Origin of the sequence: Mycolicibacter arupensis (genome assembly GCF_002086515.1) — a bacterium.
GTDB classification, from domain to species: Bacteria; Actinomycetota; Actinomycetes; order Mycobacteriales; family Mycobacteriaceae; genus Mycobacterium; species Mycobacterium arupense.
In genome coordinates, this window is the sequence record NZ_MVHH01000001.1 from 114,775 (window position 1) to 129,730 (window position 14,956).

Annotated in this window: 16 protein-coding genes; 8 read left to right on the forward strand and 8 right to left on the reverse strand. The window is 68.5% G+C overall.

Annotation, left to right across the window (positions count from 1 at the left end; genetic code table 11):
- Positions 1–297, forward strand: coding sequence for an MGMT family protein (locus BST15_RS00510; protein ID WP_046191172.1), 297 nt, complete (start codon positions 1–3; stop codon positions 295–297).
- A gap of 91 nt (positions 298–388) precedes the next feature.
- Here BST15_RS00510 and BST15_RS00515 read toward each other — a convergent pair whose 3' ends face one another.
- The 3 genes from BST15_RS00515 to BST15_RS00525 form a co-directional block, all read right to left on the reverse strand.
- Positions 389–1,243, reverse strand: a complete 855-nt coding sequence (locus tag BST15_RS00515; RefSeq protein WP_046191171.1) for a TIGR02569 family protein — start codon at positions 1,241–1,243, stop codon at positions 389–391.
- A 96-nt stretch (positions 1,244–1,339) separates the two neighbouring features.
- Positions 1,340–2,518, reverse strand: coding sequence for an adenylyltransferase/sulfurtransferase MoeZ (moeZ, locus tag BST15_RS00520; protein WP_109370719.1), 1,179 nt, complete (start codon positions 2,516–2,518; stop codon positions 1,340–1,342).
- A gap of 100 nt (positions 2,519–2,618) precedes the next feature.
- Positions 2,619–3,653: a DUF3152 domain-containing protein gene (locus BST15_RS00525; protein ID WP_109370718.1), complete on the reverse strand. Its 1,035-nt coding sequence runs from the start codon at positions 3,651–3,653 to the stop codon at positions 2,619–2,621.
- Between the two features lie 190 nt (positions 3,654–3,843).
- Here BST15_RS00525 and BST15_RS00530 point away from each other — a divergent pair, with 190 nt between their 5' ends.
- The gene (locus tag BST15_RS00530; RefSeq protein ID WP_046686365.1) at positions 3,844–4,530 is read left to right on the forward strand and encodes an HTH-type transcriptional activator FasR; all 687 of its coding nucleotides are present in this window, start codon (positions 3,844–3,846) and stop codon (positions 4,528–4,530) included.
- Here the strand turns inward: BST15_RS00530 and BST15_RS00535 are convergent.
- Both BST15_RS00535 and BST15_RS00540 read right to left on the reverse strand, forming a co-directional pair.
- A complete protein-coding gene (locus BST15_RS00535) occupies positions 4,527–4,790 on the reverse strand; it encodes a DUF3107 domain-containing protein (RefSeq protein ID WP_046191481.1) in 264 nt (87 codons plus the stop codon). The two genes, BST15_RS00530 and BST15_RS00535, sit on opposite strands and share 4 nt — an antisense overlap.
- 105 nt (positions 4,791–4,895) lie before the next feature.
- Positions 4,896–5,591: a ferritin-like fold-containing protein gene (locus tag BST15_RS00540; RefSeq protein WP_046191480.1), complete on the reverse strand. Its 696-nt coding sequence runs from the start codon at positions 5,589–5,591 to the stop codon at positions 4,896–4,898.
- A gap of 254 nt (positions 5,592–5,845) precedes the next feature.
- Between BST15_RS00540 and BST15_RS00545 the strand changes: the two genes are divergently transcribed.
- On the forward strand, positions 5,846–7,366 hold the full coding sequence (locus tag BST15_RS00545; RefSeq protein ID WP_046686367.1) for a DEAD/DEAH box helicase: 1,521 nt from the start codon (positions 5,846–5,848) through the stop codon (positions 7,364–7,366).
- Between the two features lie 14 nt (positions 7,367–7,380).
- On the forward strand, positions 7,381–8,616 hold the full coding sequence (locus BST15_RS00550) for an Rv3212 family protein (RefSeq protein ID WP_046189160.1): 1,236 nt from the start codon (positions 7,381–7,383) through the stop codon (positions 8,614–8,616).
- A gap of 284 nt (positions 8,617–8,900) precedes the next feature.
- Here the strand turns inward: BST15_RS00550 and BST15_RS00560 are convergent, their stop codons facing one another.
- A complete protein-coding gene (locus BST15_RS00560; protein ID WP_046189169.1) occupies positions 8,901–9,701 on the reverse strand; it encodes a ParA family protein in 801 nt (266 codons plus the stop codon).
- 78 nt (positions 9,702–9,779) lie between these two features.
- Between BST15_RS00560 and BST15_RS00565 the strand changes: the two genes are divergently transcribed.
- Both BST15_RS00565 and BST15_RS00570 read left to right on the forward strand, forming a co-directional pair.
- Positions 9,780–10,382 carry an acid phosphatase gene (locus BST15_RS00565; RefSeq protein WP_083070757.1) on the forward strand — a complete coding sequence of 201 codons (603 nt, stop codon included), beginning with the start codon at positions 9,780–9,782 and terminating at the stop codon, positions 10,380–10,382.
- The gene (locus BST15_RS00570) at positions 10,379–11,500 is read left to right on the forward strand and encodes an isochorismate synthase (RefSeq protein WP_083070758.1); all 1,122 of its coding nucleotides are present in this window, start codon (positions 10,379–10,381) and stop codon (positions 11,498–11,500) included. Before BST15_RS00565 ends, BST15_RS00570 begins: the two co-directional genes overlap by 4 nt.
- Here the strand turns inward: BST15_RS00570 and BST15_RS00575 are convergent.
- Positions 11,460–11,852, reverse strand: coding sequence for a hypothetical protein (locus tag BST15_RS00575; RefSeq protein WP_046189158.1), 393 nt, complete (start codon positions 11,850–11,852; stop codon positions 11,460–11,462). The genes BST15_RS00570 and BST15_RS00575 overlap by 41 nt on opposite strands.
- A 39-nt stretch (positions 11,853–11,891) precedes the next feature.
- On the opposite strand from BST15_RS00575, the gene BST15_RS00580 reads away from it, so the two are divergent.
- Both BST15_RS00580 and BST15_RS00585 read left to right on the forward strand, forming a co-directional pair.
- Positions 11,892–12,854, forward strand: a complete 963-nt coding sequence (locus BST15_RS00580) for a diacylglycerol/lipid kinase family protein (protein ID WP_046189157.1) — start codon at positions 11,892–11,894, stop codon at positions 12,852–12,854.
- 254 nt (positions 12,855–13,108) lie between these two features.
- Entirely contained in the window at positions 13,109–13,363 is a 255-nt protein-coding gene (locus tag BST15_RS00585; protein ID WP_046189156.1) for a WhiB family transcriptional regulator, read from the forward strand.
- A 72-nt stretch (positions 13,364–13,435) separates the two neighbouring features.
- Here the strand turns inward: BST15_RS00585 and BST15_RS00590 are convergent, their stop codons facing one another.
- Positions 13,436–14,932 carry a sensor histidine kinase gene (locus BST15_RS00590; protein ID WP_046189155.1) on the reverse strand — a complete coding sequence of 499 codons (1,497 nt, stop codon included), beginning with the start codon at positions 14,930–14,932 and terminating at the stop codon, positions 13,436–13,438.
- Positions 14,933–14,956 lie beyond the last annotated feature (24 nt).

Consider the following 14,956-nt stretch of genomic DNA (forward strand, 5'->3'; position numbering starts at 1 on the left):
GTGGCCGCCGTCACCGACGACCAAGTCGAGCGGGTGCGCGCGTTGATCACCAGCGTGCCCGTCGGCCGCGTCACCACCTATGGCGACGTCGCTTCTGCCGCAGGGCTTTCCAGCGCCCGCATCGTGGGCTGGATTCTGCGGATCGACGGCTCCGATCTGCCGTGGCACCGGGTGATTCCGGCCTCAGGCCGGCCGGCGTCACACCTGAGCACCGAGCAGTTGGAGCGCCTGCGCGCCGAGGGAGTGTTGGCCGTCGATGGGAAGGTGGATCTGCGCGCGCTGCGTCACCGGTTCTGAGCAACCGACGCGTCACCGAGCGTGCATTCAGCGCGAACCAGCGGCGGGAATCCCGTCCTGAGTGCACATTCGGCGTGCGCCCGGTCGAAACCTACAGAGCCAGACGAACCAACGCCGCCGTGCGCGCCAGCCCGGGGAATGCCTCCTCCGTCGACCGCGGATGCAGTGCGTGCACCGCGAGGCGGAACATCAATGCGCGCAACAGCATCTGCGGCCACTCGGGCAGATTCTCCCAACGTTCGATGAGCCCGTCGTCGGCATCGCCCCACGACAGAGCATCCACGACCACCACCCCGGCGGCCCACGACGCCGGACGCCAGTAGGGCGTGATGTCGGTGATGCCCGGCGCCGCAGCACCGGAGAACAGCACCGTTCCGTAGAGGTCGCCATGCACCAACTGACTGGGAATCTTGGTGGGCTTGCGCAGGGTGGCCAGTTGATTGATCAGGTCGATCGATCGCTGGCCGTCCACCGAACCCGGTGCCAGCCGGGCGCCGGACTGCAGCGAGGCGAAAGGCCGGTCTTCCCAGGCGGCCCGATCGGCGGCGATGAACACATCGACATCGGCCCATGGCGCCACCGGCGCCTGAGTGAGGAACCGGGGCCGCTCCAATGTGGAGGTGGCTTCGTGGAGCCGCACCGCCGCCGACACAACCTCGTCATGGCGGGGCTCGGGACTGCCTCCGACGAAGGTGTCGGCCCGCCAACCCGAGACCACGTAGCGTCCGTCGGTGGAACGAACCGGGCGGGCCAGGCGGATGCCGTCGGCGAACAGGGTCTCGCGCACCTTCGCCGACCATGCGGCCCTGGCATGGTCGGCGACCATCGACAGGACCACTTCCCCGCATTTCCAGCCGTCTTCCCAGCCGGCACCGAGCGGTGTGGGCGAAACGTTGCGAATACCGAACGTCGCCAGCACATGTTCAGGCGGCGGCTCGAGGGTCACCCGATAAGACTAACCGCGGGCATCGCAAGCACGGCGGAGCCGGGCGCGGCGGGTCATGTCGCGATCTGTGCGCCGGGATTTACCCAACAGGCGCCACTAGTACATGACCATGTCTGGCTGCATCTGCTTGGCCCACGCCACAATTCCCCCCTGAAGGTGGACCGCGTCGGCGAATCCGGCCTTCTTCAGCGTGGCCAGGACCTGCGCCGAACGGACGCCGGTCTTGCAGTACAGCACGGACATTCGATCCTGCGGCAGCCTCGCCAAACCCTCACCCGTGTTGATCGTGGACTGCGGAACCAGCTGGGCACCGTCAATGTGATTGATCGCCCACTCTCCCGGTTCGCGCACGTCGATCAGCGCCAGCCGTTGCCCGGAATCCAGCAGGGCGCGCAGCTCGACCGGAGTGATCGTGGACCCGACGGTCGCGGCGACCGCGTCCTCGGAGACCGAGCCGCAGAATGCCTCGTAGTCGATCAACTCGGTGATCGCCGGCGTGGAGGGGTCCTTGCGGATCGCGATGGTGCGGTAGCTCATCTCCAACGCGTCATAGATCATCAGCCGCCCTAACAGCGGCTCGCCGATCCCGGTGATCAGCTTGATCGCTTCGGTGCTCATCACCGAACCGATCGACGCGCATAGCACTCCGAGCACCCCGCCCTCGGCGCACGACGGCACCAACCCGGGCGGCGGAGGGTCGGGGTACAGGTCGCGATAATTCAGTCCCCGCCCGTGCGGCGCATCTTCCCAAAACACCGACACCTGGCCTTCGAATCGGTAGATCGAGCCCCAGATGTAGGGCTTGCGCGCCAAGACCGCGGCATCGTTGACCAGGTAGCGAGTGGCAAAATTGTCGGTTCCGTCAAGGACCAGGTCATACTGCGCGAACAGCTCGACGGCGTTGGAGCGATCCAACCGCTGCTGGTGCAGCCGGACCTGCACCAGAGGGTTGACTTCGGCTATCGAGTCGCGGGCGCTTTGCGCCTTGGCGCGGCCGATGTCGGACACCCCGTGGATGACTTGACGCTGCAGGTTCGATTCTTCGACCACGTCGAAGTCGACGATCCCCAGCGTGCCGACCCCCGCCGCCGCCAGATACAGCAGCGTGGGCGCACCGAGCCCGCCGGCACCGATCACCAGTACCCGGGCATTCTTGAGACGCTTCTGCCCCTGCACGCCGACATCGGGAATGATCAGGTGACGGCTGTAGCGCGCCACCTCGTCCCTGGTCAGCTCGTCCGCCGGTTCCACCAGCGGCGGCAGTGATCTCGGCACCGGGTATCTCCTCAAGGTCGCATCCGCCACTTCATCACAGCAGCTCGCGGAGGCAACGACAAACGGCCGCGCAAGCTTCCCGGGGCAGTGGCCGACGGGCTTAGGCGATCGGCGACGGCCAGGGGTTGAAGCGGCAGGTCTTTCCGTCCGGCTTCACCCAGTCCGGGTCGAACTTCGCCGCGTCGTCGTTGGAGGTACCGAACGTCTGCTGCATCATCACCGGCGCCAGCCCGTCCTGCTTGTCGCACGGTTCGTGGTGCTGATAACCGATCGCGTGACCGACTTCATGGTTGATCAGGTACTGGCGATAGGAGCCGATGTCACCTTGGAAGGGCACTGCACCACGAACCCAGCGGGCCTCGTTGACAAACACCCGTGGCTCCGACTTCGCCCCGTAGGACGGGTTGTAGCACGACGCTTCCAGCGGAATCTCGTAGCCACAGCCCTCCCGTACCGTGATGGGCGAGGTCAGGGAGATACGGAAGTCGGGCGCGACGGGTCCGCTCCCGTCGACCCGAACGAACCCGATCTGGGGGGCGTGTGTCCAGCCCTTGGGGTTGCGCAGCGTCTGATCGACCATCCGGGCGAACGCCTCGTCACCACCGAACGCCGTGGTGTCGATACCGTTCTCGACCTCGATGGTGTAGGCGAATACCTTCTCGGTGCCCTGGCCGAATTGCGGCTCCGTTCCCGGTATGACGCGCCAGGTCATGTCGCCGGCTTCGGTGAACGGACCGCCGTTAGGCAGTACACCGGTAGGCAGGTTCACATCGAACTCGGTGAGGCCGCGCGGCGGCGCCCCGATGATCGAGGTGCCCAACGATCCGATCGTCGGGGGGCCCTGAACCGTGTCGTCGACGGCATGAGGGCGCACCCCGACGCCCGTAATGGTCTGGTACACCACCACGACGGTGAGCGCCATGAGTACCGGCAGCGCGTAGGCACGCCAACCGTAGGTGGACACAAACCGGCCCAGCCAGGTCTGTTTGCGCCACTGACGGTGCACGTCGCGGTCCGACCGCAGTCGCCCGGCGCCGGCCGCAAGCGGGTCACGCTGGGCGCGTAGCGGCTCGCGGAAGCGATCCCGCAGCACCGGGGCTCGACCGCCGCCACTCCGCCCCGGGTCGTAGGTCACCGTCCCAGGATGGCACAAGGTCTGCGAGCTGGGACTCTTCGGCGCGCCAGGAGGAGATCGAATTGGCGACCGAGGCCTGGTTGGCGGATGTCGCTGGTGGAAGTGACGGGTGCAGCGCGTAGTCTCGCTCTCACGTACCGGACGTCGATAACCAGTACTCGACGTCTGGCAGAACCAGATTGAGGACTCGATGAGCAAACCGATCGACACGGCAGAGCGGGACGGCGCCAAGCCGACCGGCCGCCGCGCGAGCGGCGCCAAGACCCCGGCCGCCGGTGGCCGTCGGGGCACCCGCCTGCCCCGCGACGAGCGCCGCGGTCAGTTGTTGATCGCAGCCAGTGATGTCTTCGTCGACCGCGGCTACCACGCAGCCGGCATGGACGAGATCGCCGAGCGGGCCGGTGTCAGCAAACCGATCCTCTACCAGCACTTCGCGTCGAAGCTGGAGCTGTACCTGGCGGTCTTGGCCCGGCATGTGGAAAACCTGGTCTCGGGAGTGCGCCAGGCGCTGCGCACCACCACCGACAACCGTCAGCGACTGCGGTCAGCGGTGCAGGCCTTCTTCGACTTCATCGAGCATGACAGCCAGGGCTATCGGCTGATCTTCGAGAACGACAACGTCGCCGAGCCGCAGGTCGCGGTTCAGGTGCGGGTAGCCACCGAGTCGTGCATCGACGCCATCTTCGACCTGGTCAGCCACGATTCCGGGCTGGACCCGCACCGTGCGCGCATGGTGGCGGTGGGTCTGGTCGCGATCAGCGTGGACTGCGCCCGCTACTGGCTCGACAGCGACCGCCCGATCTCCAAGGAAGACGCCGTCGATGGGACAGTCGCTTTCGCGTGGGGCGGCCTGTCCCACGTGCCGCTGAACCGCTAAGCGGAAGTGGCCTCGGCCGCGACGTCCGCGCCGATCCCGAAACCGACCCTCCGACTGTCGGCGACGCCGATCTCCACATAGGCGATCTTGGCGGCCTGCACCAGGTAACGGCGGCCCTTTTGGTCGGTGAGGGACAGCAGAGCGCCCTCGGCGCCCGTGCCCAGCGCGGCGGCAACCAGCTTTTCGACTTCATCGGGCGTCTGCGCACTGGAGATAACCAGTTCGCGCGCGCTGTCGGTGACCCCGATCTTGACCTCCACGCCGGCCCCTTTCGTTTGCGGTGGGCGTTGTCTAGCAGGCTAGTGGACGGGCCCCCCGTTGGTGCGCACCGGCCGTTCGCCCTGGGCGATAACGGACCTCGCGGCCTAGGCCAGGCCCAGCTCGCGCATGCGTTCGTCGTGGGTGTGCTGCAGGCGATCGAAGAACCCGGCCAGCTGAGCCAGCCCGGCCGAACCCGACACCACCAGATCGGCGAGTTCATCGCGGTCGGCCAACACGTACTGAGCCTGGGTGATCGCCTCGCCGAGCAGCCGACGCGACCACAACGCCAGCCGGCTGCGCTGCCTGGCGCTGGCCGTGACCGCGCCGCGAACTTCATCGACGACAAACTGCGAGTGCTTGGTCTCGGCCAGCACCGCGCGCACCACGTCGCCAACCTCGTCGGGCAGCCCGTCGGCGATCTGCAGGTAGAAATCGGCGGCCATCGCGTCGCCGATGTAGGTCTTGACGAGCGCCTCCAGCCAGGTGCTGGGCATGGTCAATCGGTGGTAATTGTCCAGGGCGCTAGCGTATTTCGACATCGCGGTCACCACGTCGACACCGCGGCGCTCGAGTGCCTCGCGCAGGAGTTCGAAGTGGCCCATCTCGGCGGCGGCCATGGCCGCCATCGAGATCCGGCCCCGCAAGTCCGGCGCCATCCGGGCCTCGTCGGTGAGCCGATAGAACGCGGCCACCTCGCCGTAGGCCAGCGCCGCGAACAGCTCGTTGACACCGGGATGATCGGCGGACAGCCGTGGCGGGGCGGGCTGCGTTTCCGCGTCGGCCGAGGGAACCGAATTCATCACCACACTGTAGGCGTTCCGCGGCAAAAGACCGCTTCCCGGCCCGACCAGGTACTATGTCTCTCAGGCATTGCCCCTTCGGCATTGCCGCGCAATGTGCGTACACGCGGGTGGCCCGCCTCTAGGCGAGTGCTGGGCCCCCGACGGAGCCTTTGGAAAACGGGCGAAGTATTGACCGTCGAAGTGTGTGCGCCCCGACCCACACCGCGATCGACCGATATACCGCGCCGACTTCGAAAGGCATCCGCCAGCGCATGACCCCATTGATTTCCACCACTGTCCCTACCACTCCCCCGAGCTTCGCAGAACTGGGCGTCCGCGATGAGATCGTGCGCGCGTTGGCCGAGAACGGCATCGAGCACGCCTTCGCGATCCAGGAGCTGACGCTGCCGCTGGCGCTGGCCGGCGACGATCTGATCGGCCAGGCCCGCACCGGTATGGGCAAGACCTACGGCTTCGGCGTCCCGCTGCTCCAGCGCGTCAGCACCAGCCCCGACCGGCCCCTGACCGGCGCACCCCGGGCATTGGTCGTGGTACCCACCCGTGAGCTGTGCATCCAGGTCTCCGGTGACCTCGCCGACGCGGCCAAGTACCTGACCGCCGGCGACCGCCCGCTGTCGGTACAGGCCATCTACGGCGGCCGACCCTACGAGCCGCAGATCGCGGCCCTGCAAGCCGGTGCCGACGTGGTCGTGGGCACCCCGGGCCGACTGCTCGACCTGGCCCAACAGGGCCACCTGCAACTGGGCGGACTGTCCGTACTGGTGCTCGATGAGGCCGACGAGATGCTGGACCTGGGCTTCCTGCCCGACATCGAACGCATCCTGTCCCGCATCCCCGACGACCGCCAGTCCATGCTGTTCTCGGCGACCATGCCCGGACCGATCATCACGCTGGCCCGCAGCTTCATGAACCAGCCCACCCACATCCGCGCCGAGGCGCCGCACTCCTCGGCCGTGCACGACGCCACCGAACAGTTCGTCTACCGGGCCCACGCGCTGGACAAGGCCGAATTGGTGGCACGGATACTGCAGGCGCAGGGCCGCGGAGCGACGATGATCTTCACCCGCACCAAGCGCACCGCCCAGAAGGTCGCCGACGACCTCGGCGAGCGCGGGTTCAAGGTGGGTGCGGTACACGGCGACCTCAACCAGGTCGCCCGCGAGAAGGCCCTCAAGGCGTTCCGCACCGGTGACATCGACGTACTGGTCGCCACCGACGTGGCGGCCCGCGGCATCGACATCGACGACGTCACGCACGTCATCAACTACCAGTGCCCCGACGACGAGAAGACCTATGTGCACCGGATCGGCCGCACCGGCCGCGCCGGCAAGACCGGCGTCGCCGTCACCCTGGTCGACTGGGACGAACTGGCCCGCTGGACGCTGATCGACAAGGCGCTCAACCTGTGCTGCCCAGATCCTGCCGAGACCTACTCCAGCTCCCCGCACCTGTTCACCGAGCTGAACATCCCCACCGACGTGAGCGGCTCGATCGGCAAGACACGACGGTCGCCGGCCAAGCGGCCCGAGAGCGGCGACGAAGAACGCCGCGAGACCTCGGCCGACCGGCAGCGCGCGCCCCGCAACCCGAGTCGGTCGCGGCGACGCACCCGCGGCGGCCAGGCCGACGCCGGCGGCGGTGCCGCACAGACCGTCGACTCGGGCGAGACCGGGCCCGCCACCAGCTCTGACGACAGTGCCCCCAGCGCGCCCCGTCGTCGTCGCCGGCGCCGCCCGAACAAGCCGGCGGCCGCTGCCGCGAACGGCAGCTGAGCTAGGCCGCCGACATGGTGCGACCCGAGCGCCGCACCTCCGGCGATCTGGTCGCGGCAGCGGTGATCGCGGTCGTGATCGTGGTCGTCGGGGTGGTCATCTGGTGGACCAGCGATGCCCGCGCCACGGTCAGCCAGGCGGCATCGGACTCAGCGACCAATCCCCCGTCGGCCGTCATGGTGCCTGCGGCGCTGGCACAGGCGTGGACAGCCGCAAGCCCGGCGACCTGGGCGCCGGTGCTGGTCTCGGGGACGGTGATCACCGGCGACGGCCGGCGAATGAGCGGGCGCGACCCGGCCACCGGGGAGGAGCGCTGGAGCTATTCCCGGGACGTGGACCTGTGCGCGGTGACCTGGATCTATCGGTACGCCGTCGCGGTCTATCCCGACTCCCGCGGCTGCGGCCAGGCCAGTGCCATCGTCGCCGCGACCGGCCTGCGGGGGCCGGCCCGCACCAGCTACGCCGACCCCACGGTACGTGTGACCTCCGAAGGAAGCGCGGTGCTCTCCGCCGGGCCCACGCGCCTGGAACTGTGGCGTTCGGACCTGGTCCGGGTGCTGTCCTACGGCGAGATCGACGCCAGGGTGAAGCCCTCGGCGCGCGGCCGGGGCGAGGGCTGCACCCTGGTGTCGGCTGCGGCGGCCTCGTCGGCGGTCTCGGTCCTGGAAGCCTGCGCCGGCCAGACCGACTTACAACTGACCCTGCTGCGTCCGGGCAAGGAAGAGGACGACCCCGAGACCCAGCACATACCCCAACCGGGAGTGGCCGCCGATTCTGGCGCCCGGGTGCTCGCGGTCACCGACTCGGACTCGGGACCCAACACCGCGATCTATCTGCCCACTCCGCAGCCCCGGGTCGAAGTCGTCGACCAGACGGGCAGCACGATCTCCACAACCCTGCTGCCGGGCAAGCCCAGCGCCGACAGCGCCGCGTTACCGGTATCGCGACCCACCGGTCTGATCTGCTGGTGGACCGGTGATGCCGTGATGGTGTTCGACTCCGGAACCCTGGCCTACCGCTACACCATTGCCGCCTCGGGTGCCGCCGTGCCGCTGGGGCCGGCCGCCCGAATGGCCGATCACCTGCTGATTCCCGTCACCGATGGGGTCGGCGTCTTCGATCAAGCCACCGGCGCGGCCGAACGCGTCATCCCGGTCAGCCGCCCTCCCGGGGTGTCCACGGTGTTTCCGGCGGTGTCAGGTCCGATGGTGCTGGAACAGCGCGGCGACACCGTGGTCGCGCTGGGCTGACGGCGGCGACCCGCTGCGCCCGGCTCCGCCGCGCTCGCGATCACCGCTGGGCTGACGGCGGCGACCCGCTGCGCCCGGCTCCGCCGCGCTCGCGATCACCGCTGGGCTGACGGCGGCGACCCGCTGCGCCCGGCTCCGCCGCGCTCGCGATCACCGCTGGGCTGACGGCGGCGACCCGCTGCGCCCGGCTCCGCCGCGCTCGCGATCACCGCTGGGCTGACGGCGGCGACCCGCTGCGCCCGGCTCCGCCGCGCTCGCGATCACCGCTGGGCTGATACCTCTGCTCAGACCTCGGGGGTGAAGGTGGGCAGCTTCTTACCGGTCTTCCAGTATTTGAGCAACGCCTCGGCCAGTTGCCGATACGCCTGCGCGCCCTTGTTCTTACGCGCGGCGATCACCGACGCCCCCGAGGCGCTGGCTTCGGCGAAACGCACCGTACGCGGAATCGGCGGGGCCAATACCGGCAGGTCATAGCGGTCGGCGATGTCGAGCAGCACATCACGGCTGTGCGTGGTGCGCGAGTCATACAACGTCGGTAACGCACCCAACAGCGTCAGCTTCGGGTTGGTGATCTGCTGAACATCGTTGACCGTGCGCAGGAACTGGCCGACACCGCGATGCGCCAGAGTCTCACACTGCAGGGGCACGATCACCTCGCCGGCCGCGGTGAGCCCGTTGAGCGTCAGAACGCCCAGGGAAGGCGGGCAGTCGATGACGACGACATCGAATTCGTCTTCCAGCTTGGCCAGCGCTCGCTGCAAGGCGTACTCCCGCCCCGCCCGCATCAACAGCATCGCCTCGGCTCCGGCCAGGTCGATGTTGGCCGGCAGCAGGGTCATTCCCTCCTCGGTGGTCACCAGCGCCGCATTCGGCTCCACCTCACCGAGCAGCACTTCGTGTACCGAGACCGGCAGCTTGTCAGGGTCCTGCCCCAGGGAGAAGGTCAGGCAGCCCTGTGGGTCGAGGTCCACGAGCAGCACCCGCCGGCCGAGCTCGGCCATCGCCGCGCCCAGCGACGCCACCGTCGTGGTCTTGGCCACGCCGCCTTTCTGGTTGGCAACCGCCAAGATCCGCATCCCCGTCACACCGACATACTGGCACGGCTTGCCGCGCGAGAGCACCAAACGGGGGCCCATGTCCGGCGTCGGGCAGAATCGACGGGCGTGGGGATCGAGGAGCACCGACTTCTGCTGCTGCGCCACGGTGAAACCGAGTGGTCCCGAAACGGTCGGCACACCGGACGCACCGAGCTGGAATTGACCGAGGTGGGCCGTCGCCAGGCCGTCGCGGCCCGCGCGACGCTGGCCGATCTCGCGCCGCAGGACCCACTGGTGCTCTGCAGCCCGCGGCGACGCGCGCAGATGACCGCCGAGCTTGCCGGACTGCACGTCGATGAGACCACCGAGGGCCTCACCGAATGGGACTACGGTCGCTACGAAGGTCTGACCACCGCACAGATCCGCGCCGACGAATCCGATTGGCTGATCTGGGCGCACGGCGGTCCCGGCGGCGAGACCGTGGCACAGGTCAGCGATCGCGCCGACCAGATGGTGGCGCTGGCGTTGCGGCAGCTGGCCACGCGTGACGTGGTGTTCGTCAGCCACGGTCACTTCTCCCGGGCGCTGATCACCCGGTGGCTCGAGCTCCCGTTGTCCGAAGGAGCACGGTTTGGGATGCCGGTGGCGTCGTTGGCCGTGTGCGGCTTCGAGCACGGCGTGCGTCAGCTCGTCGCCCTCGGGCTGACCGGGCCGAAGACCGCCGGATGAGGCCGTCATCGGCGGCCTTCGTGCTGTCCGGATCGTCCGGAACGTTGTCAGCAGAGGCGGCGGTTGCCGGATTCCCCGATGTCGCCGAAGCCCAAGCCGCATTGACTGCGGGTAGAGCGCCGATCGTTGTGGGCGCGTTGCCTTTCCGTCCCGGGGCTGCCGCCGCTCTGTTCGTCCCGCGTGGTCTGCGCCGCGAGCAGGCGCTGCCTCCCGTGCCCACCGTGGCGCTGCCAGAGGTCCGCGTCGTCGGGCAGGTTCCCACCCCTGAGGAGCACCGGGCGAGGATCCAGCGGGTGCTGGAGGAGCTCAATGCGCCGCACAGCGCCCTGCACAAGGTGGTGCTGGCTCGTGGGCTGCGCCTGAGCGCCGACGCGCCGCTGGATGGCGGCGCTCTGCTGCGCCGGTTGATTGCCGCCGACCCGAGCAGCTACGGCTATCTGGTGGACCTGAGCGCGGCCGGGGACCCGTACGCCGGCACGGTGCTGGTGGGCGCCAGCCCGGAGCTGCTGGTCGCGCGAGACGGCGACCGGGTGACCTGCCGGCCGTTCGCCGGTTCGGCGCCACGCTCGGCGGACGCCGAAATCGACGCCGCCAACGGCGCGGCATTGGCCGCATCCGGTAAGAACCGTCACGAGCACCAGTTGGTGGTCGACCAGCTGCGCGCCGCGCTCGCACCGCTGTGCACCGAGCTCGACGTCGCACCGGAGCCACTGCTGAGCAGCACCGCCGCGGTATGGCACCTGAACACCCCGATCACCGGCCGATTGCGCGACACCGCCACCACTGCACTGGATTTGGCGCTGGCTCTACACCCGACAGCCGCGGTAGGCGGGGTGCCGACCGCGGCTGCGGTAGACCTGATCACCGAGGTGGAGGACGACCGTGGCTTCTACGCAGGCGCGGTGGGCTGGTGCGACGCTGCCGGCGACGGCCGGTGGGTGGTGGCGATCCGCTGCGCCCAGCTGTCCGCCGACCGCCGATCCGCGCTGGCGCACGCCGGCGGTGGGATAGTCGCCGAATCCGATCCGGACGAAGAACTGGCCGAAACCGTGACGAAGTTCGGCACGATCCTGTCGGCTATGGGCGTTGGTCGGCCCACCGCAGCGCCGCCGGACTGAACAAGGCGGCCAAAACCGCGGTCGCCACCACAGCTACCGCCACGCCGTATCCCCAGCGGTGCGAACCCACGCCCAGGTACCAGGCCACCGGCAGCAGGAGCAGATTGGCAAACACCGCAATGCCCCGCCCGAACCGCCGGCCCCGTAGCAGCGCCCAGCCCGCCGCCGAGACCGCGGCACCGACCAGGGCGAACCAGGCCGCGGTTCCATAGCCGTTGGCGGCCTCTTGATCCGCACCAGCCAAGGCCCGCACCACCAGGATTGCCGCGACCACCCACGCGGCCGCACCCTGCACTGCAACGATCAGACCCGCGCCGAACACGGCGCGCGGCGAGTCAGCGACGGCTTTCACGCCGCCAGCGTAACCACCCGTCCCATAGACTCAGCAGTCGTGCGTGCCGTGCTGATCGTCAATCCCAATGCCACGTCCACCACGCCCGCGGGCCGAGATCTCCTGGCTCACGCGCTCAAGAGTCGCCTCGAGCTGACCGTGGTGCACACCGACTATCACGGTCACGCCAGTGAGATCGGCCAGGCCGCATGTCGTGACGGTGTCGACCTGGTGATCGCTCACGGCGGTGACGGGACCGTGCACGGGGTGGTCAACGGCATGCTCGGGAAGCCCGGCTCGGTGCCTCCGGCGAACCTGCCCGCGGTGGCGGTGGTGCCCGGCGGGTCGGCGAACGTGTTCGCCCGCTCGCTGGGGATTGCCGCCGACCCGATCGCCGCCACCAATCAGCTCATCGAGTTGATCAATCCGCCGGGAGGCCCCGTCTGGCGCCGGATCGGGCTCATCGACTGCGGCGAGCGGTGGTCGGTACTCAACGCCGGCATGGGCGTCGACGGCGAAGTGGTGGCCGCGGTAGAGGCCGAGCGCGAGAAGGGCCACGTCGTCACCCCGTTGCGCTACATCCGGGCTGCAGTCCCCGCGGTGCTGGCCAGCACTCGCCGCCCGCCGACGTTGACGCTGCGCGTGGGCGACGATCCGCCGATCGAGGGGGTACATCTGGTCTTCGTCTCGAACTGCGCGCCGTGGACCTACGCCGACGACCGGAGTGTATGGACCAACCCCGACACCACCTTCGAATCGGGCATGGGCGTGTTCGCGACCACCAGCATGAAAGTTCTACCCACGCTGAGGCTGGTTCGACAGATGCTGTCGAAACGGCCGAAGCTGCGAGCCAAGCAACTCATCCGCGACGACGACGTGGCCATCCTGCGCGTGGACGCCGGCGACACACCGATAGCGACCCAGATTGACGGCGAATACCTGGGCACACGTACCACAATGACGTTCCGGGCCGTGCCCGATGCCCTGAGCGTGGTCGCCCCACCGGCGAATAAATCCCGCTGACCTGCGGAGATAGCGCCCAATTCGGCCGATGAGCGCACAGTTAAGCCCACTCTAGTACACGCCGACGGGCGCACTGGCAGCAGCCCCGCGCAAACGTGACGTTGACCACGTGATAAAGCGCACCCTTGACATCTGTCCAGGCTGTGACACGATCGAGCCATCGGATGCAAGCCGTATCGATTTCTTGCGCCGCTTATACACAGTAGAAAAAGCACTAGCGCAACGCTGCGCGCAAAGTAAGGAGTTGGAGACCTATGGATTGGCGCCACAAGGCGGTCTGTCGCGACGAGGACCCGGAGCTGTTCTTCCCCGTGGGAAACAGCGGACCGGCTCTCGCTCAGATTGCTACCGCTAAGCAGGTCTGCACCCGTTGCTCGGTAGTGACCGAGTGCCTCACCTGGGCGCTGGAGACCGGCCAGGACGCCGGCGTATGGGGCGGCATGAGCGAAGACGAGCGTCGCGCGCTCAAGCGCCGCAACGCCCGCACCCGGGCTCGCAGCGGGGTCTAACACCCAGCCACAACGACGCGGCCCCGACTTGGTCGGGGCCGCGTCGTTTTGCGTCGGTACCGGTCCAGCGCCTCACAGGGCCTGGCGCAGTCGGCGACCGCCGACCGGAATCCGCAGCACCATCTCGGTCCCCCCACCGGGCGCGTCCTGTGCGGTCAGCGTGCCGTTGAGCTCGGCGGACACCAGCGTGTTGACGATCTGCAGGCCGAGCCGGTCAGAGGTCTCGAGCCGAAAACCCTCCGGCAGCCCGTGGCCGTCGTCGTGGACCACAACGTCGAGCCAACGCGCCGAACGTTCCGCCCGGATCGTCACGGCGCGCCGATCCGCGTCCGCGGAAAAGGCGTGCTCAATCGCGTTCTGCACCAATTCGGTCATCACCATGATCAGCGCGGTCGCCCGATCGGCATCCAACGATCCGATCGATCCGACCCGGGCGACATGGATCGGAATATCGACGCTGGCAACGTCATTCATCATCGGCAGGATCCGGTCGACAACCTTGTCGAGGTTCACCACCTCATCCACCGACATCGACAGGGCGTCGTGGACCAGGGCGATCGAGGACACCCGCCGCACCGACTCCAACAGCGCCTCACGCCCTTCCGTGCTGGCCGTGCGGCGCGCCTGCAGACGCAGCAACGCCGCCACGGTCTGCAGGTTGTTCTTGACGCGGTGATGGATCTCGCGGATCGTGGCGTCCTTGGACAGCAGTGCCCGGTCGCGGCGCTTCACCTCGGTGACGTCGCGAACCAGGATCGCCGCCCCCGCGGGCTGGCCGTGCACGATCAGGGGCAGGGTTCGCAGGAGCACCACCGCGCCGGCGGCATCGACCTCGAATCGCATGCTCGATCCCCCCGACAGCGACTCCCGCACATGTTCGGCCAACTCGTGGGCCTCGAACGGGTCGGAGATCAGGGGTCTGGTGACGGCGACCAAGTCATGGCCGGCCAGCTCGGCCGCTAGCCCCATTCGGTGGTAGGCCGATACCGCGTTGGGGCTGGCGTAGCGCACGGTGCCGTCGACGGCCAGCCGGATGAAACCGTCGCCCACGCGTGGACTCGAACGCGACACCGCAAGGTCACCGGCATCGGGGAACGTGCCCTCAGAAAGCATGTGCAACAGGTCGGCCGCGCAATCGAGGTAGGCCGCCTCCAACCGGCTCGATGCCCGGCCGCCCGTCAATGCGGTCTGGTGGGTCAGCACCGCCACGATCTGATCGCCGTGCCGGATCGGGACGGCTTCCATGTTGCGTTGTCCAGCAGCGCCTTCGGAGCCTTCCCGCCAAATCTTTCCCGAATCGAAGGCCGCAACCGCCAACGGCATCGAGCCCGGTACCGAGACGGTTCCCACGGCGTCGCTGAGCAACACCGTGGGGGCGGTGTTGGGCCGGCATTGCGCCACACACACCAGCGCGCCGTCGACATCGGGGTCGCGGCGCACCCACATGAGGTAGTCGGCGAACGACAGGTCCGCCAGCAGCTGCCACTCCCCCACCACGGCATGCAGGTGGTCCACCGCACTGCCGGGCAGCACGGTGTGCTCGGCTAGCAGATCACCGAGAGTGGACATCGGTCAGATCACGCCGTTGCGACC